This window comes from Microbacterium sp. 22179 (assembly GCF_052045715.1).
GTDB classification, from domain to species: Bacteria; Actinomycetota; Actinomycetes; order Actinomycetales; family Microbacteriaceae; genus Microbacterium; species Microbacterium galbinum.
Map to the genome: position 1 here is coordinate 1 of NZ_JBQEPJ010000004.1, position 16999 is coordinate 16999.

21 protein-coding genes and 1 pseudogene are annotated in these 16999 nt (G+C 68.5%); 8 read left to right on the plus strand and 14 right to left on the minus strand.

Going from position 1 to position 16999, the window contains the following annotated elements; translation table 11 throughout:
* Both ACTJKK_RS09870 and ACTJKK_RS09875 read left to right on the plus strand, forming a co-directional pair.
* Positions 1-795, plus strand: a pseudogene (locus tag ACTJKK_RS09870) (hypothetical protein); the annotation flags it as partial.
* Positions 796-1169: 374 nt separating this feature from the next.
* The gene (locus tag ACTJKK_RS09875; protein WP_440747863.1) at positions 1170-1658 is read left to right on the plus strand and encodes a hypothetical protein; all 489 of its coding nucleotides are present in this window, start codon (positions 1170-1172) and stop codon (positions 1656-1658) included.
* Positions 1659-1879: 221 nt separating this feature from the next.
* On the opposite strand, the gene rplI is transcribed toward ACTJKK_RS09875, so the two are convergent.
* The 4 genes from rplI to rpsF form a co-directional block, all read right to left on the minus strand.
* The gene (gene rplI, locus ACTJKK_RS09880; RefSeq protein ID WP_247624087.1) at positions 1880-2332 is read right to left on the minus strand and encodes a 50S ribosomal protein L9; all 453 of its coding nucleotides are present in this window, start codon (positions 2330-2332) and stop codon (positions 1880-1882) included.
* Positions 2333-2343: 11 nt separating this feature from the next.
* On the minus strand, positions 2344-2598 hold the full coding sequence (gene rpsR, locus ACTJKK_RS09885; protein ID WP_017829850.1) for a 30S ribosomal protein S18: 255 nt from the start codon (positions 2596-2598) through the stop codon (positions 2344-2346).
* Positions 2599-2673: 75 nt separating this feature from the next.
* Entirely contained in the window at positions 2674-3180 is a 507-nt protein-coding gene (locus tag ACTJKK_RS09890; RefSeq protein WP_050723584.1) for a single-stranded DNA-binding protein, read from the minus strand.
* A 5-nt stretch (positions 3181-3185) separates the two neighbouring features.
* Positions 3186-3554, minus strand: a complete 369-nt coding sequence (gene rpsF / locus ACTJKK_RS09895) for a 30S ribosomal protein S6 (protein WP_029264265.1) — start codon at positions 3552-3554, stop codon at positions 3186-3188.
* 202 nt (positions 3555-3756) lie between these two features.
* Between rpsF and ACTJKK_RS09900 the strand changes: the two genes are divergently transcribed.
* Positions 3757-4467 (plus strand): hypothetical protein, encoded by a 711-nt coding sequence (locus ACTJKK_RS09900; protein ID WP_440747864.1) that lies wholly within the window; start codon positions 3757-3759, stop codon positions 4465-4467.
* A 57-nt stretch (positions 4468-4524) separates the two neighbouring features.
* Here the strand turns inward: ACTJKK_RS09900 and ACTJKK_RS09905 are convergent, their stop codons facing one another.
* From ACTJKK_RS09905 to ACTJKK_RS09925, 5 genes are read right to left on the minus strand one after another with little or no spacing between them, the layout of a single operon-like run.
* Positions 4525-5364, minus strand: coding sequence for an ABC transporter ATP-binding protein (locus tag ACTJKK_RS09905; protein ID WP_247624085.1), 840 nt, complete (start codon positions 5362-5364; stop codon positions 4525-4527).
* Entirely contained in the window at positions 5357-6145 is a 789-nt protein-coding gene (locus ACTJKK_RS09910; protein ID WP_336641434.1) for an ABC transporter ATP-binding protein, read from the minus strand. The genes ACTJKK_RS09905 and ACTJKK_RS09910 overlap by 8 nt, the downstream gene beginning before the upstream one ends.
* The gene (locus tag ACTJKK_RS09915) at positions 6142-7050 is read right to left on the minus strand and encodes an ABC transporter permease (RefSeq protein ID WP_247633445.1); all 909 of its coding nucleotides are present in this window, start codon (positions 7048-7050) and stop codon (positions 6142-6144) included. Before ACTJKK_RS09915 ends, ACTJKK_RS09910 begins: the two co-directional genes overlap by 4 nt.
* Positions 7047-8108 carry an ABC transporter permease gene (locus ACTJKK_RS09920; RefSeq protein WP_247624082.1) on the minus strand — a complete coding sequence of 354 codons (1062 nt, stop codon included), beginning with the start codon at positions 8106-8108 and terminating at the stop codon, positions 7047-7049. The genes ACTJKK_RS09915 and ACTJKK_RS09920 overlap by 4 nt, the downstream gene beginning before the upstream one ends.
* Before the next feature lie 14 nt (positions 8109-8122).
* Entirely contained in the window at positions 8123-9706 is a 1584-nt protein-coding gene (locus ACTJKK_RS09925; RefSeq protein ID WP_247957240.1) for an ABC transporter substrate-binding protein, read from the minus strand.
* A 152-nt stretch (positions 9707-9858) separates the two neighbouring features.
* Here ACTJKK_RS09925 and ACTJKK_RS09930 point away from each other — a divergent pair, with 152 nt between their 5' ends.
* The gene (locus tag ACTJKK_RS09930) at positions 9859-10446 is read left to right on the plus strand and encodes an Lrp/AsnC family transcriptional regulator (protein ID WP_281731253.1); all 588 of its coding nucleotides are present in this window, start codon (positions 9859-9861) and stop codon (positions 10444-10446) included.
* Positions 10447-10552: 106 nt separating this feature from the next.
* On the opposite strand, the gene ACTJKK_RS09935 is transcribed toward ACTJKK_RS09930, so the two are convergent.
* From ACTJKK_RS09935 to ACTJKK_RS09945, 3 genes are read right to left on the minus strand one after another with little or no spacing between them, the layout of a single operon-like run.
* Complete coding sequence (locus tag ACTJKK_RS09935) at positions 10553-10909, minus strand: hypothetical protein (protein WP_247624080.1); 357 nt, start codon at positions 10907-10909, stop codon at positions 10553-10555.
* A 34-nt stretch (positions 10910-10943) separates the two neighbouring features.
* Positions 10944-11198 (minus strand): type II toxin-antitoxin system RelE family toxin, encoded by a 255-nt coding sequence (locus tag ACTJKK_RS09940; RefSeq protein ID WP_247633441.1) that lies wholly within the window; start codon positions 11196-11198, stop codon positions 10944-10946.
* Positions 11195-11452 (minus strand): type II toxin-antitoxin system Phd/YefM family antitoxin, encoded by a 258-nt coding sequence (locus ACTJKK_RS09945; protein ID WP_440747865.1) that lies wholly within the window; start codon positions 11450-11452, stop codon positions 11195-11197. Before ACTJKK_RS09945 ends, ACTJKK_RS09940 begins: the two co-directional genes overlap by 4 nt.
* Before the next feature lie 94 nt (positions 11453-11546).
* Here ACTJKK_RS09945 and ACTJKK_RS09950 point away from each other — a divergent pair, with 94 nt between their 5' ends.
* Positions 11547-12521 carry a hypothetical protein gene (locus ACTJKK_RS09950; RefSeq protein WP_440747866.1) on the plus strand — a complete coding sequence of 325 codons (975 nt, stop codon included), beginning with the start codon at positions 11547-11549 and terminating at the stop codon, positions 12519-12521.
* Positions 12518-13645, plus strand: a complete 1128-nt coding sequence (locus ACTJKK_RS09955; RefSeq protein ID WP_440747867.1) for a hypothetical protein — start codon at positions 12518-12520, stop codon at positions 13643-13645. The genes ACTJKK_RS09950 and ACTJKK_RS09955 overlap by 4 nt, the downstream gene beginning before the upstream one ends.
* Before the next feature lie 230 nt (positions 13646-13875).
* Here the strand turns inward: ACTJKK_RS09955 and ACTJKK_RS09960 are convergent, their stop codons facing one another.
* Positions 13876-14628 (minus strand): ABC transporter permease, encoded by a 753-nt coding sequence (locus tag ACTJKK_RS09960; protein WP_440747868.1) that lies wholly within the window; start codon positions 14626-14628, stop codon positions 13876-13878.
* A 1-nt stretch (position 14629) separates the two neighbouring features.
* Positions 14630-15553 carry an ABC transporter ATP-binding protein gene (locus ACTJKK_RS09965; RefSeq protein WP_440747869.1) on the minus strand — a complete coding sequence of 308 codons (924 nt, stop codon included), beginning with the start codon at positions 15551-15553 and terminating at the stop codon, positions 14630-14632.
* 74 nt (positions 15554-15627) lie between these two features.
* Here ACTJKK_RS09965 and ACTJKK_RS09970 point away from each other — a divergent pair, with 74 nt between their 5' ends.
* Together ACTJKK_RS09970 and ACTJKK_RS09975 are read left to right on the plus strand one after the other, a co-directional pair.
* Positions 15628-16281, plus strand: a complete 654-nt coding sequence (locus ACTJKK_RS09970; RefSeq protein ID WP_440747870.1) for a TetR/AcrR family transcriptional regulator — start codon at positions 15628-15630, stop codon at positions 16279-16281.
* Positions 16278-16907, plus strand: coding sequence for a Pr6Pr family membrane protein (locus ACTJKK_RS09975; protein ID WP_440747871.1), 630 nt, complete (start codon positions 16278-16280; stop codon positions 16905-16907). The genes ACTJKK_RS09970 and ACTJKK_RS09975 overlap by 4 nt, the downstream gene beginning before the upstream one ends.
* Positions 16908-16999: the final 92 nt, after the last annotated feature.

Consider the following 16999-nt stretch of genomic DNA (forward strand, 5'->3'; position numbering starts at 1 on the left):
GGCACGACCGGCACCGGCACCACCCCGGGCGCCCCCACCACCGGCAGCACCACCACCGGTGACGACGGCATCCTCGGCGGTAGCCAGGTCACTGCCCCGATCACCGCACCCATCGGCATCACCGGCAACGCCATCTCCCTCACCGGAGACAGCGACGTCAGTGGCACCGAAGGCACCGGCACCACCCCGGGCGCCCCCACCACCGGCAGCACCACCACCGGAGACGACGGCATCCTCGGCGGTAGCCAGGTCACCGCCCCCGTCACCGCACCCATCGGCATCACCGGCAACGCCATCTTCCTCACCGGAGACAGCGACGTCACCGGCACGACCGGCACCGGCACCACCCCGGGCGCCCCCACCACCGGCAGCACCACCAGCGGAGACGACGGCATCCTCGGCGGCACGCAGATCGGCCTTCCGATCACGCTGCCGGTGACGATCGGCGACAACGCGATCTCGGTGATCGGTGACAGCACGGTGACGACGCCGACCGGCACGGACCCGGGAACCGATCCTGGGACCGACCCCGGCACCGACCCGGGCACGGACCCCGGCACGGATCCTGGCACCGACCCCGGCACGGATCCGGGAACCGACCCCGGTGCGACGCCGGGTACGGACGCAGGAGTCGGACCGAGCTCGGGCGGCACGATGGCCGCGGGCATGGCGACCTCGTCCGGAGGAGCTGACGCCCTCGCCACCACGGGTGGCGCCGCGTCGCTCGCCCCGGTGTTCGTCGCCGTTCTCCTGCTCCTGACGGGAGCGGGCCTGCTGCGCCGCCGCACGGCGTAACGCGGACCCCGGTGGTCCGGCGCCCTGGAGGGAGGAGGCGCCGTACCACCGGAGCGCCGCGTCGCCGAGGGAGCGACGAGTTGCCCCCGGGTCCCCAGCCCGGCGTCGACCTCTGACGCGGCTGCAAGGGCGGATGCCCCGTGCCCCCAGCGCGGGGCATCCGTCGAGCCCGTTCACAACTCCGGAGACGGAGCAGGCATTGAAGCCCGCGGGCGCGTATCGACCGCATCCGATCGAAATCTCCGGAGTTGTGAACCGTGGCGACCCCTGCCCACCCCCGACGGTTCGCTCGGAACCATCGCCGCGCGCCATAGACTCCAGGCGGAAGACGTCTCCGCGACGGTTGCGGACAGGAATGGGGCAGGTGGTGAACGATGGTGGACGACCGGCAGATTCGCCGCGGCACCCTGCGCGGGGCGCGCACCTTCACCGTCCCGACCGACGCCGTGCCGATGGTCCTTCGCGCACTGGACCGCGCGATTCCCGCCGCACATTTCCGCGCTCGCTCGGTCGACACGGCGACGGGTGCAGTGCGCTACTACCGACGGGGATCTCTCGCAGCCGATGTGCTGTTCGGAGGGACCGGGCTCTCGCTCGTCACGCGCCGCATCGGATCGCTATCCGCGCTCGGCGTTGTCGTGGTCTGGGCGGGCGAGCAGGATGCTGCCACGACTCGGGTCATCGTCTCGCTCGTGCGCGGACACGAGGTGGGAGCGGAGTTCGTCTCGGCGGTCGACGAGGCCGTCGGCGCGCTGCAGCATCTCGGTCTGCTCCTCGGTGACGGCGGATGGTCGCGGGCGGTGGACGTCGACCCGGGACTGCCCGTGCACCCGTCCCGCGCCGCCGAGCTCGGCCTCCGTTGACGGAACCGACCCTTCACAGCTCCTCCCGCACGTGCACTAACTCAGGAAATCCCTCACCGAACTCCCCCGAATCAGCCCGAAACCACCCCCAGACCCGCGCTTTTCCTGAGTTAGTGCACACCCCACCCACACCCACCCCCGAGAAACGCCGAACGCCCCCTGTCCCGAAGGACAGAGGGCGTTCGCACTTCGACGGGCTCAGTGACCCAGCGAAGACGGAATTACTTCGCGGCGACGACCTGCAGCGTGATGACTGCGGTCACGTCGTCGTGCAGACGAACCGTGGCCTCGTGGTCACCGGTCGACTTGATCGGCGAGGTGATGTGCACCTTGCGCTTGTCGATCGAGCCGAGGCCCGCAGCGGCGACGGCGTCTGCGACGTGCTCGGTCTTGACCGAGCCGAAGAGACGACCAGCGGCGCCGGCCTTGACGGCCAGACGGACCTTGGTGCCCTCGAGGGCGTTCTTCAGTGCGACAGCGTCGTCACGATCGTGGATCGCGCGTGCCTGACGCGCGGCCTGGATCGATGCGACCTGCTTTTCGCCACCACGGGTCCACGCCGTAGCGAAGCCCTGGGGGATGAGGTAGTTACGGGCGTACCCGTTCTTGACCTCGACCACGTCACCAGCGCTACCCAGCCCGGCGACCTCGTTCGTGAGAATCAGCTTTGCCATCTCGATACCCCTTACCGGCCGGCGCCAGCGTAGGGCAGGAGCGCCATTTCGCGCGCGTTCTTGATCGCCGTGGCGATCAGACGCTGCTCCTGCACCGAGACACCGGTGATACGACGGGCACGGATCTTGCCGCGCTCCGAGACGAACTTGCGAAGGGTGGCGACATCCTTGTAATCGATGACTCCGACCCGGATCGACTTCGCGGGAGCGGTGGGCTTGCCACCCTTCCGCGGCTTGCGGCGGTCGCCGCTCGACTTTCCAGCCATGGTTTTTCCTTAGTTGAGAGCGGCCCTTCGACAAGCTCAGGGACCCACGCGGGTCACGAGCTCAGGGCCAGAGAATTAGAACGGGGTGTCGTCGCCGAAGCTGCCCGGAGTGCTCCAGGCGTCGGCGCTGGTCGACGAGCCGGGGGTAGACCACGGCTCCTCCGACACCTGCTGCTGCTGTGCGGGGCGAGACTGTCCTCCGCCGCCACCGCCGTTCGAGGCCGCACGGGTGACCTGCGCGGTCGCGTAACGGAGCGAGGGGCCGATCTCGTCGACCTCCAGCTCGATCGCGGTGCGCTGGTTGCCCTCGCGGTCCTGGTAGGAGCGCTGACGCAGACGGCCCTGCGCGATGACGCGCATGCCCTTCGTCAGCGAACCTGCCACGTGCTCGGCGAACTCGCGCCAGACGGATGCGCGGAGGAACAGCGCTTCGCCGTCCTTCCACTCATTCGCGGCACGGTCGAAGTTCCGAGGCGTCGATGCGATGGTGAAGTTCGCCACCGGCAGCCCGTTCTGCGTGTACCGCAGCTCGGGGTCGGCCGTGAGGTTTCCCACAACGGTGATGACGGTTTCGCCGGCCATGGGACTTAGGCCTTCGCAGCCTTGGCGGCCTTGCGAGCAGCCTTCTCTTCGGAGCGCTTGGCTTCCGAAGCGACCATCGCCTGAGCCTCTTCCGAGCGGAGGACCTTGGTGCGCATGATCTGCTCGTTCAGCTTGAGCTGACGGTCGAGCTCCTGCGTGGCCTCGCTGGTAGCGGTGAAGTTGACGACGGCGTAGATGCCCTCGTTCTTCTTCTGGATCTCGTAGGCCAGACGGCGCTTACCCCAGATGTCGACCTTGTCAATCGAGCCACCATCGTTGGTGATGACCTTCAGGAACTTGTCGAGCGTAGGTGCGACCTGGCGCTCGTCGATCTCGGGGGTCAGAATGACCATGAGTTCGTACTGGTGCGTCACTTACCCACCTCCTTCGGACTAGAACGGCTTCCGAGGATTTCTCGAAAGCAGGAGGGTGTGTGAACGTGCCTGCCAGAAGGCAGACAACCTGGACAGTCTAGCGGACGCAACCCTGAGCTTCCACCACGCGTGACGCTCGCCCTTTGGCATGCTTGTCTGCGGTGGCCGGTGACCGTCATCGGCCACGTGAAGGGGGGACGCCATGCGCGTCAACATGTGGAAGGCCGGAGCCATCGTCGCCGCCGCGATCCTGCTGGCAGGATGCTCGGCACCGAGCGGAAATGGCAACGAGAGCAAGCCCAGCAGCACGAGCAGCGCCTCGTCGTCGGAGGAGACGTCGACGGCATCCGACTGCCCCGAGCTGAAGGAGGGCGAGACGATCGACGTCGCCGACCTCAGCACCTGCTCGGCTGACCGGATGAAGGAATCCGCCGGTTATGCGGCCACGTCGACCACCATGGGAATGGTCTCGACCGCGCGCTACGACTCGGCCAACGACGCCACCGAGGTCATCTCCGACATGGGCTCGATGATCATCATCGGCGACGACACCTGGGTGAAGAGCCCGACCAGCGAGTGGCAGGCCGCTGACCCGAACGCCAGCGACCCCGTGATCGCGGCGCTCAGCACGGCCGCGCAGAACGCCGCGTCGCTCGATCCCGCGACGGCGGCCGCCGCTCTCTCGGGCGAGTTCACCGTGACCGGCACCGGCGAGCGCCTCGGCCAGAAGGTCTACCTCGTCACCGGCACCGCTGAGACGCAGGGAGTCGAGGTCGACGCGACCTTCGAGGTCACCGCGGACTACATCATGCTCGCGACCTCGACGAAGACCGAGGTGCAGGGTCAGGCGATCGAGTCGGTCCTCGAGATCACCGACTGGGACGTGAAGCAGGACATCGTCGCCCCGATCTGATCGGCGACGAGGAAGGGCCCGGCATCCACCACGGATGCCGGGCCCTTCTGCGTCGCGTCAGTTCAGGACGGGCGGGATCTCCGACCACACCTCGCGGTCCTCGGTCGACGGGGCGTCGGGGATGCGGCCGGCCCCGTCGGGCTCGGGGATCGCCGCGAGCAGCGCCTGGGTGTACGGATGCTGGGGCGCGGCCCAGAGACGATCGGTCGGACCCGACTCGAGCACGCGCCCGGAGTACATGACGAACGTGCGGTCGGCGATGCGCCGCACGACGGCGAGGTCGTGCGAGATGAACAGCATCCCCGCGCCGGACTCCGCGACGAGGTCGCGCATGAGGCCGGCGACGCTGGTCTGGGTCGACGCATCGAGGGCCGAGATCGGCTCGTCGGCGACGAGCAGCGAGGGCCGGGCGGCGAGCGCCCGGGCGATCGCGATGCGCTGCTTCTGCCCGCCCGAGAACTGGTGCGGGAAGCGCGAAGCGACCGAGGTCGGCAGGCCGACGCGCTCGAGCCATTCCTCGACGGTGGATCCGGCGGCACCGCGCGCTCGGGCGGTGGCGATGCCGTCGGAGATCTGGTCGCCCACCCGCCGGCGCGGGTTGAGCGAGGTCGACGGGTCCTGGAAGACCATCTGGATGCCGGTGAGGGCGATCGAGCGTCGACGGATGCCGAGGGGCGAGACCGGTGCGCCGTTGAACAGCACCGTCCCTCCCGCGGTCTTCTCGATGCCGACGACGGCGCGAGCGAAGCTCGACTTGCCGCTGCCGGACTCGCCCACGAGGGCGACGGTCTCGCCCGCGGCGACGGTCATCGACACCCCGTTCACGGCGATCACGGGCGGGTTGCCCGGGTAGCGCACGACCATGTCCTGCGCGTCGAGGACGGAGACCTCACTCATCAGCGTCCTCCTCGATGCGGGAACCGGGCAGTGCGGCGAGCAGCATCCGCGTGTACTCGTGCTGCGGGTCGCGGAACAGCGTCTCGCGATCGGCCTTCTCGACGATCAGGCCGTCTTTCATGACGGCGACCTCGTCGGCGATCGCGCTCATCACGCCGAGGTCGTGGGTCACGAGCAGCACGGCGAGCCGGCGCTCGATGGCGAGGTCGCGCAGCAGCTGCAGGATGCCGGCCTGCACCGTGACGTCGAGCGCGGTGGTCGGCTCGTCGGCGAGCAGCACGTCGGGGTCGCAGGCCAGGGCGCATGCGATCGCGATGCGCTGGCGCTGACCTCCCGAGAACTGGTGCGGGTAGCGCTTCAGCGCCTCGGCGGGGTTCGGCACCTGCACGGTCTGCAGCAGTTCGACGGCCTTCTCGCGGGCCGCCGCACCGCGAAGGCCGAGGTGCACGCGCATGTGGTCGGTGAGCTGGCGGCCGACGGGCAGCTGCGGGTGCAGCGATGCCGAGGGGTCCTGGAACACCATCGCGATGCGCTTGCCGCGCACGCGGTTCATCGCCCGACGCGTGAGCCCGACGAGCTCCTCGCCCGCGAGGGTGATCGATCCGCCGGTCTTCGCCTGCCGGGGCAGCAGTCCGAGCACGGCGAGCGAGGTGAGGGTCTTGCCCGAGCCGGACTCGCCGGCGAGACCGTGGATGCGGCCCGCCTCGAGGTCGAGAGAGACGCCCTTCACGAGCGGGCGGCCGATGTCGATCGTCAGGTCGCGGATGCTCAGCGCGGTCATGCGGGCACCCCCGCGGCATCCGTCTTCTCGGCCTGCTTCTCGTGCGTCACTTCGGCCGTCGGGTCGAGGATGTCGCGCATCGCGTCACCGAGGAAGTTGAACGCCAGCACGACCGTGAGGATCGCGAGACCCGGGAAGACCCCGAGCCACCAGGCGTCGAAGTTCTGCATGGCCGACGAGATCATCGAACCCCATTCCGCCGTGGGCGGCTGCGCGCCGAGGCCGAGGAACGACAGCCCCGACAGCAGCAGGATGGCGGCACCGATGTCGAGCGTCGCGAGCACCAGCACGGGGCCGGCGATGTTGGGCAGGATGTCGACGAACAGCGTGCGCAGCGGCGAGTGGCCGAGCAGGCGGCCGGCGATGACGTAGTTCTGCCCGCGGAGGCCGAGCACGATGCTGCGGGTCACACGCGAGTACTGCGGCCACGAGACGACGATGGCCGCGATCACCGCGTTGAACAGCGACGGTCCGAGGGATGCCGCGACCACCATCGCGAGGATCACCGTCGGGAACGCCATGAAGAGGTCGGTGATGCGCATGAGCGTTTCGTCGACCCAGCCGCCGAAGTATCCGGCGAGCGCACCGATGAGGGTGCCGATGATCATGGCGGCGACGACGAGCATGAGCGCGAGCGGCAGGCTCACGGTCGCACCCGTCATGAGTCGCGAGAAGATGTCGCGGCCGTTGCCGTCGGTGCCGAGCAGGGTCTCGACTCCGGGCTCCTGCAGGCGCGGGAAGATCTGCGCGTTGGGGCCGTAGGGCACCCACCACTGCGCGGTGAAGGCGACGATCACCCAGGCACCGGCGATGACGGTGCCGATGATGCCGAGGGGCGTGCGCCAGGCGCGCGGCCAGCGGAAGCGGAACCGCCAGGGCCCGGATGCGGCGTCGATGCGGCTCATGCGATCCTCACTCTCGGGTCGAGGACGCCGTAGAGCATGTCGACGACGAAGTTGATGAGGAGATAGATGAACCCGACCACGAGGCCGACGCCCATGATGCCGGGCAGGTCGAGGTTCGCGGCGGAGTTGTAGGCGTAGGTGCCCAGGCCCGGCCACGCGAAGACCGACTCGACGAGCACGGTGCCCGAGAGCAGGGTTCCGAAGGCGACGCCGACGACGGTGAGGATCGGGAGGGATGCTCCCCGCAGCACGTAGTCGAGGATGACGCGCATCGCGGGGAGGCCCTTGGCGCGGGCGGCGCGCACGTAGTCGCTGCCGAGCACCTCGAGCACCGAGGTGCGGATGAAGCGGGTGAGCAGACCGATCGTCACGAGCGACAGCACCATGACCGGCAGGGCGAGGTGTGCGAGGGCGTCGAAGTAGCCGACGGCGTCGCCGTTGAGCAGGTAGTCGACCGTGTAAAGACCCGTTACGCGCGGCGGCGGGGTGATTGACGGCGAGATGCGGCCCGACCCGGGGGCGATGCGCAGCTCGAGGAAGAAGACGTAGAAGCTGACCAGCGCGAGCCAGAAGGTCGGCACGCTGAGGCCGACGAGCGTGACGACGCGGATGACCTGGTCGGTCACGAGTCCGCGGCGGTACGCGGCGAGCGTGCCGAGCACGATGCTGACGACGAGACTCAGGATGATCGCGCCGATGGCGATCTCGATCGTCGCCGGCACGGCGGTGGAGAGGTCGCTGGTGACCGCACGGCCGGTCACCAGCGACGTCCCGAGGTCCCCGCGGAGCAGGTTCCCCATATAGATGAAGTACTGCACGATCAACGGCTGATCGAGTCCGTGCTCCCGGATGAACGCCTCTCGCGTCGCCGGGTTCTGCGATGCGCCCTCACCGAGCGCGGCCGAGACCGGGTCTCCCGGCACCAGGTTGGTGAGCAGGAACGTGACGATCGTCACGCCCACCAACAGGAGCAGGGAGGTGCCGGCCCGCCGCAGCAGGTATCCGATCAGGGGAGACCGACGCCTGCGCGCCTGTCTCTGCACCGCCACCGTTGTCATGCGTCGTTATCCGTTCAGCCGGCCGGGGTGATCTCGGCGATGTCCATCTCCCACACCGAGTTGTACACGGCGCCCGAGACGGCGGATGCCGAGGCGATGTTGCGACCCGGAACGATGAGCGGCACGAACGGACCCTCGGCCTGCATGGCCTCGGCGAACTCGGTGAACAGGGCGGTGCGCTCGTCGGCATCCGTCGCACTGGCCGCGTTCGCGGCGATCTCGGCGATCTCCGGGTTCGCCTCGGCTGCCCAGCCGGCACGGAGGCCGACCTTCAGGCCCGGGCCGAACGGCAGGAAGTTCGCGGAGTCCGCGTAGTCCGGACCCCAGAACCACAGGCCGAAGCCCTCGGTGCCGTTGACGTAGGCGTCGAGCTCGGTGGCGAACGGCGCCGGGGCGAGCTCCACCGCGATGCCGGCATCCTCGAGCTGCGCCTGGATGCGCTCGGCGAGCGGGGTGAACTCCACGCCGCCGACCGGGTAGTCGTTCGGGAACTGCAGCTTCAGGGTCTGGCCCGTGTAGCCGGCCTCGGCGAGAGCGGCCTTCGCCGCGTCGAGGTCCTGCGAGACGCCGCCGTCGAGCGAGCCCTCGAATCCGGGCGGGATGACGCCGGTCGCCTGCACCGCGCCGGCGCCGGCCAGCTCGAGCAGCGCGTCGTAGTCGAGCGCGTAGCGGATCGCCTCGGCGATCTTGACGTTCGCGAGGTCGCCTCCCGCCTCGCCCTGGTTGAGCAGCAGGAAGATCGTCTGGCCCGAGGGCACGGAGTCGACCGTGAGGTCGTCGCCGAGGCCCGCGACCTGGTCGCCGTTCAGGTCCATCGCGACCATCGAGTCGCCGCCCTTGAGGTTGGCGAGCTGCGTGGCGCTCTCCGAGACGTTGCGCACGACGACACGGTCGTAGGCCGACTCCTCGTCGCCGTTGTACTCGTCGTTCTTGGTGAGCACGACCTGCGACGAGAGGTCGAGGGTGTCGAGCACGAACGGACCGGAGCCCGCCGACTCGCCGTCGAGGAAACTCTGCGCGCTGTCGGAGCCGTCGGTCGCGCCGCCGTTCTCGATCACGACGTCGGAGTTGACGATGCCGAGCGCCGGGTTCGCGAGGATCGCGGGCAGCTGCAGCAGCGGGGTCTCGGAGGTGAAGGTGATCGTCTTGTCGTCGACCTCGGTGATCGTGATGCCGGCGAGCAGGAAGTTGGGCTTGGCGTCCTCCATGCCCTGGATGCGCTGCAGCGAGAAGACGACGTCCTTCGCCTCGATCGGGGTGCCGTCGGAGAAGACGCGGTCGCCCTCGAGCGTGAACGTGAACTCGGTCGCGGCGTCGTTCTGCTCCCAGGACGCGAGTCCGGGAACCGGCGTCGAGACGTCGGAGCCCTCGAAGTCGACGAGGGTCTCGTAGATCGCCTTGGCGATCATGTTGCCGGTCGGGTCGTAGGTGTGACCCGGGTCGGTCGTCTCGATCGAGAACGCGGTGTCGATGACCAGCGAGCCGGAGCCCGACGAGTCATCGCCGTTGTTGGCGGAGTTTCCTCCCGAGCAACCGGCGAGCGCGAGGAGCGCGACCGCTCCGAACGCGAGCGCAGGCAGAGTGCGGCGTGACGACATGTGAGCCTCCAAGGGCGAGGAGTACATTCGGGTGTCGGCCGCCACTGGTGTGGACGACCGTGGATCAGATTCGCATCATATGCGACGATGTGTCCAGCAAGTGTCGGGGTGACCGACACGGTCTGTCCAGATCATCAACCGTGGGGAGCAATATGTCCAGCAAGGATGCTGAAGCATCGAAGCATTCTGGACGAAGTGCCACCGGGTTGGACGAGATCGCGTACAAGATTCTCGAAGTGCTCCGTGATAACGGTCGCATCTCGATCGCCGCACTCGCCGACAGGGTGGGGATCTCCCGCGCCAGCGCTTATTCGCGAGTCGAATCATTGGTGAGCGACGGCGTGATCACGGGCTTCAGCGCCCGGGTCGATCAGGCCAAGGCGGGTCTCTCCATCGGCGCCCTCGTCTTCGTCACGGTGCTGCCGCAGGCCTGGGCATCCTTCCGTGATCGCGTGAGCGAGATGCCCGACGTCGAATGGTGCGCGATCACGACCGGCGAGCACGATGCCATGCTGCTCATCCGCGCCGTCGACGTCAGCGGCGTGCACGAGTTCTCGACCGGGGTGATCGCGCAGCTGCCCGAGGTGCGCACCGTCGTCAGCGTCGTGGTGCTCGACGAGGTCATCCGTCGGCCCTACCTGCTGCCCTCCGACATCCCCGAGCGTCACGCCGAGATCCCCCTGGGCATGACGCGCTGGACGCCGGCATCCCCCGGACGCGACGCGCTACCGCCCCGCTGATCCGCCGACTCCGTCGCCCCGCTGACTCCGCTGAGGGGTCAAGACACGCCGCGACTCGGCATCCGCTTACGGCGTGTTGTGACCCCTCACGGGGTCGCTGACCCGGTCAGGCGGGGATCTCCTCGCACACGCTCAGCTGCGGCAGGCCGTGCATCTCGTAGTGCTCGACAAGGCGGATGAGTCCGTCGTCGGTGAGCTCGAGCTCGCTCTCCCCGTCGCCCGTGACGACCTGGCCGTCGGCCACGAGCACGTGCACGAACGACACCCAGATCGTGTCGGCGGTGCGGGTTCCCACGAACTTGCCGAAGGTCACCGTGTCGCCGGTGTACCCGCCCCAGATCGCACCGTCCTTCTCGAAATACTCGAAGATGCTCGGCGCCTCGGGGTCGACCGCCGAGGTCGTGGACGAGATCATCCGGAAGCGGCGGCCATCGAGCGAGGGAAGGGTTGCAGTCGCAGTCACCCTTCGATTATGGCGGGCGCGGGGGCCCGCCGGATCAACGGTAGATCTCTCGTCGATGCCCGGCCGACACCACGACGACCGTGAGTACCGCATCCTCGATGCGGTAGATCACCCGGTAGTCGCCACTGCGCACCCGCCATTCCGGACGCGCGGTCAAACGCTTCGCAGCAGGCGGCCTCGGATCCTCGGCCAGCAGCTCGATCACGGCTTGCACTCGACGCTTCGCCTCTGGCGGCAACTTCTTGATCTCCCGAAATGCCGCCGGTAGGAACTGGATCTCGTACGTCACAGGCCGAGCTCGCGCTTGACCTCGTCCCACGGAATCGGAGTTTCGTCCAGCCTCTGCGTCTCTTCCCACGCGGCGTCGACCGCACGGATATCGGCGAGTTCTTCGGCATCCTCGAGGAGCTGCGCGAGTTGCGCGGGATCGACCACCGCTGCGACCGGGCGGTGCCGTCTCGTGAGATAGACGGGGGCCGTGCGCGCCTCGTCGACGATCGAGGCCAGTCGGCCTCGCGCTTCGGTGATGGCGATCTCACTCATACGACTATTGTCGCACGACAACGTACAGAAAAGCACTGAAACGTACAGAAAAGAGCAGTACGTCCGTGAACTCACGCCCGGGTACCGTGGTCGCATGGAGTGGATCGCGAACCCGACCGTCGGCGACTGGCTGCGGGCGCGGCTCGACACTCGCACGGGCACCATGCACGCCGCCGTTCCGCAGGGGTTCGAGGCCTATGCGCGCGTGTTCCATCCGGGCTTCACCCGGTCACTCCCCGGTCGGGCGGTCCCTGCTCCCGAGGAGTGGGAACGGATGCCGAACGCCGAGCGCGAGCGCCTGCAGGGCGAGTTCGTCGACGCCGAGGTCACCTGGGCCGAGACCGCTGCGGCGTTCGGCACGACGATGCATGCCCTCGCGCAGTGGCATCGCCTCGTGCGCACTCCGCTGGCCGGCGACTGGCGCACACGCATCGCCCCGGACGGCCGCGAGTTCGACGCCCCGACCGAGGGCGAGCTCGATCCGTCGCTCCTGCCCGTGGTGGCAGACGTGCTCGCCGCGCACACCTCGACCCCGGATGCCGGGTTCGCAGCGCTCTGGGAGGGATGGGGCAACCTCGTGGGCCACCTCGGCATGCCCGCGAATCCGGGCCTGTTCGGTCCGTCCGGAGGCGACGACCCGCACCACCAGGCGATGCTCGGACGCAGCACGCACGATCCGTTCAACAACGTCTTCCGCAAGCCGACCTGGCAAGAGGGTCTGCTCCCCCGCGAGGTCTCCGAAGGACCGAGGCTGGAGTTGCCCGACCGTGCCCACGTGCTCTTCTCCGCGGGGCCGCGCGCGTTCGCCGACCCGGACTGGGTGCTCGACGCGCCGTGGCGCGACCGCCCGTCCGAACAGGACGGCTTCCCCGCCTACGCGCAGAGTCCGAATCTGATCTGGCCCGAGGATCGGGCCTGGGTGATGGTCACCGAGATCGACGCCGACTCGACCGTCATCGCCGGGTCCGGCGACCTCATCCGCGCGCTGTGCGCCGACGACCGCATCGAGGCCCTCCCGCTGCGTGAGGGTTCTGCGCTGACCTGGGATTCCGACGAGGTGAATCGATGAGTTCGCCGCAGCATCCGGCATCCGCCTTCGACGCCCGCGCACTGACCGGCCCGGTCGATCCGCGGGCGGTCGGGGCGTTCACGGCCGACCTCAAGGCACGACGCGCTCCGGCCTCCGCCGGCACGATCGCCGGAGCGGTGATCGGCGTCATCGCGCTCGGATTCGTCGCTCTCGTGGGCGTCGTCGTGCTCGGCGGAGTCGTCACCAGCACCCTGCGCACGGGAGGATCGACGGGCGCCTCGATCTTCGCCGTGCTCCTCGTGCTCGCCCTCGGCGCCGCGGCCGTGATCACGTTCTTCACGGTGCGCGCCAACCGCATCCGCCGCTATCGGATCGGCATGTTCGCTCAGGCGAACGGCATGAGCTACACCGAGCGCATCGCGAACCCGCCGCTGCCGGGCATGATCTTCAGCCTCGGCTCGGGGCGGCTGGCGACCGACCTGGTGCGCGGAACGCAGCCGCGGTTCGTCGAGTTCGGCAACTACCAGTACACGGTCAAGCACGGCAAGAGCTCGACCACGTACCGCTGGGGCTACATCGCCGTGAAACTTGACGTGCCGCTGCCGAACATCGTGCTCGACGCGCTCGGCAACAACGGTTTCGGCTCGAACCTGCCGGCGTCGTTCCAGCGCGCGCAGCGCCTGTCGCTCGAGGGAGACTTCGACCGGCACTTCACGCTGTACTGCCCCGAGGGGTATGAGCAGGACGCCCTCTACCTCTTCACACCCGACATCATGGCGCGGTTCATCGACCATGCCGCCCAGCTCGATGTCGAGATCGTCGACGACTGGATGTTCCTCTACACGAGGCGCCAGGCGTCGACGCTCGACCCGGCGACGTGGGCCTGGTTGTTCGGCGTCGTCGGTGCGCTGATGACGAAGTTCGACCAGTGGGCGCGCTGGCGCGACGACCGCCTGCGTGCGCAGCATCGGCAGATATCGGATGCCGTCGCGCCGGGTGCCGCGGCATCCGCACCCCTGCCGTTCGCGCCGCCGGCCGGGCTGCTCACTCCCCCACCGGGCGTCGCCCCGCAGGGCCGACGACTGAAGCGCCGGGTGACGTGGATCCCGCTCGTCATCGTGATCCTCATCGGCGTCGCGTACGCGTTCATGTCGATGCGCTGACCCGGTCCGGCGGACGCCGGTATCGAGTGTGGGGGTGGGTGCCGTTCTGGGGACCAGCGCCCACCCCATCCCCCCTCGGGATCAGAAGAAGTTCGACTCTCCCTCTGCAGACGGCCTCTGCCGTCAACGCCTTCGCCTGCTGGGGACAAGCGGTATATCGGCGCTTGTGAAAATGGTATGCCGGGCCACGTTGCATTTCGTTGCATGATCGTTCAGTCTTTTCACCGTTGTCACGCGTCGCGTCGGAGGAACACCAGCGTTGCGGCTACGGCGGTCCATACCGTCGCGACTGTCAGCAGGGCGAGTCCGGCCAGCGGCAAGATCGATCCGTTCGCCACCACGGTGTACGACGCCTGACCAGCCGTCGTCGGCCAGTACGTTCCGACCACCTGGCCGATGATGCCCGGGATTCCCGGAGCAAGTGCCGGGATCAACAGCGCCACCGTCACGATGACCGCCAGAGCGCCGGAGGAGCTGCGCGTGATCGTGCCGAACGCGAGTCCGAGAACCGACGCGAGCACGAGGTATACGACGGCGCAGGCGAGGGCGCGCACGACGTCGGGGTCGCCCAGGGTGGCGGTCGGCCACCCGGCCGCAGCGAGCGTGGCCTGACTCGCACCGAACGCGGCGGCGACGGTCACGATGGCCGTGGGTACCGCGACCATCGCCACTACGGCGAGCTTGGCGAGGAGGAAGGTTCGTCGCCGGGGTACGAGTGTGAGCGTGGAGATGATCTGACCGCTCGCGTACTCGGCGGTGATCGCCTGCGACCCGAGCGCGGCGATCACGAGCTGCCCGACGAGGATTCCCTTGAAGCCCGCCGCAGTCGGATCGAAGGCGGCCGGAGCGACTGCTCCGTCACCGATGAGACCGGTGACGCCGACGAGGCTCACCAGGACGGTGACCACGGCGGTCGACGCCACCATCACCCAGGTGCTGCGGACGCTCCGGATCTTGATCCATTCGGAGATGACGATGTTCATATCAGGCGGCCTTCGGGTCGGTTGTCATTGCGAGGAACGCGTCTTCCAAGGAGTCGCGCACGAGGGTGAGTTCGGACACCTCGAACCCCCCGGCTGCGGCGATGCGGCCGACATCGTCCGACGTCGCACCCGAGACCGTCAGAGAGTCCGTGCGACCGTCTGCATCGACGGCGGCGGTCACCCCTGCACGTGCGAGCGCGTCGAGAAGGCCGTGGCGATCCGGTGCGCGAACCCGGACTCGCTCGCTCGTCTCGGCGGCGATGAGCTCGGGAACGCTCTGGTCGGCCAGCAGGCGTCCGCGGTGAATGACGATGAGATGATCGGCCGTCAGCTCCATCTCACTCATCAGGTGGCTGGAGAACAGCACGGTGCGGCCCTGCCCGGCGAGATCGCGCATCAGAGACCTCGCCCACCGGATGCCTTCAGGATCGAGCCCGTTGAGCGGCTCGTCGAAGATCACGATGCCGGGATCGCCGATGAGAGCCGTCGCGATTCCGAGACGCTGGCGCATCCCGAGGGAGAACTCGCCCGCGGCTCGATCGGCCACGGCATCCAAACCGACGAGTTCCAGCATCTCGCTCACACGACTCCGTGGCATACCCCCGGCACGCGCGACCGCCCGCAGATGATCGGCCGCCGTGCGTCGGGGATGGACGGCGCGCGCGTCGAGCATCGCGCCGATGACGCGCATCGGGTGACGGAGCTCTTCGAGACGACGGCCATCCACGGTCGCCGCGCCGCTGGTCGGCTTGTCGAGTCCGAGGAACATACGAAGTGTGGTCGACTTGCCGGCCCCGTTGGGCCCGAGAAAGCCCGTGACGATGCCCGCGGTCACGTCGAACGACAGGTCGTCCACGGCGACGGCGTGGCGATAGCGCTTGACGAGGGAGTGGGCCTGAAGTGATCCGCGTGAAGAGAGGGGCATGGATGTGACACTACACCGTGCAGTGTAGATATGCACTACACCGTGTAGGGTGATTCGGAAGCAAGGAGCAACCGATGACCGCCAGGGCACAGAAGCCGTTGCGACGCGGTCAGGAGCACAAGCGCTCCGACATCCTCGACGCGGCGCGCGAACTCTTCGTCGAGTCGGGTGCCGACCGTGTCAGCATGGATGCCGTCGCCGCTCGAGCGGGGGTCTCGAAGCGCACCGTCTACGACTACTACGGTGACAAGCGACGGCTCCTGCTCGACGTGATCGAGGACGCCGGCCAGGCGGCGCTCGACCGAGTGCAAGCGGTCATCGAGCGTCATCTCCCCGACGGCATCGACGATCCGGCCGAACTCGAGCTGGCTCTCCGAACCTTCGCCGTCGAGCTGGGAATCGCACAGTTCGGCTCGTCGAACTACATCGCTGCGGCGCGGCTGATCGCAGAGAACGAATCCGTGCTCCCCGAGCTCGAGGACCATCCCCTCGATGACGCGCACGCCGAGGCACTCGCGCGCCGCTTCGCGCATCTCGCCGAGCGCGGACTCCTCGACATGGACGATCCACGCCTCGCCGCCGATCATTTCTCGGCGCTGACGACACTGCGGGTGCTGAACGAGCCGATGCGTCGACGCGCAGACGCCGATCGCGTCCGCTCCCTGATGCTCGACGGGACGCGAGTCTTCCTTCGCGCCTACGCGCGGCCCAGCGGCGTCTCGCGATGAGGCCGCCGGCGCGAGTCGGTGTCGGCCTCACCCGCATCATCGTCGGGCTCTCCGTCATCACCGTGCTCGTGCACACCTATCTGCTGGGTATCAGCGCCGGGCGCACGAGCCTGATCGACTACTTCGGATACTTCACGAACCTCACGAGCCTGCTCACGAGCGCCCTGCTCCTCGCGTCGGGAGCGATCGCGCTGCGCGGTCGACGGCATCCGCTCTGGTTTTCGTACGCGCGCGGCGTCGCCGTCACCTGCATGCTGCTCGTGGCCGTGATCTACAACCTGATCGTGCCGGGAACCGGATCGGCGCCGGCGTGGGTGAGCGTGGTGCTGCACGCCGTCTTCCCGCTGCTCGTCGCGCTCGACTGGCTGCTGATCCGCGACCGCCCGGTGCTGGCCTGGCGACGCCTGTGGGTCGTCACGGTCTACCCGCTCGTGTGGATCGTCGTCGTGCTCATCCGCGGCGCGACCGACGGCTGGGTGCCGTACGGATTCCTCCTGCCGTCGCACGGCCCCGCCGTACTCGCGGCGCACGTCGCCGGTCTCCTCGCCGCCCTGCTCGCCCTCGGCGCACTGGTCTGGCTCGCGAGCCGCTTCCGTCTCGTCCGTCGCAAGCAACTGGGGCCCTGAGCCCGTCGAAGCTGTGCCCCCCGCCGTATCCGTTCGGGAGGATTACTCGCGTTCGGCAGGATCGAAACGGCGGATGCTTCCTGCGGAGGGCG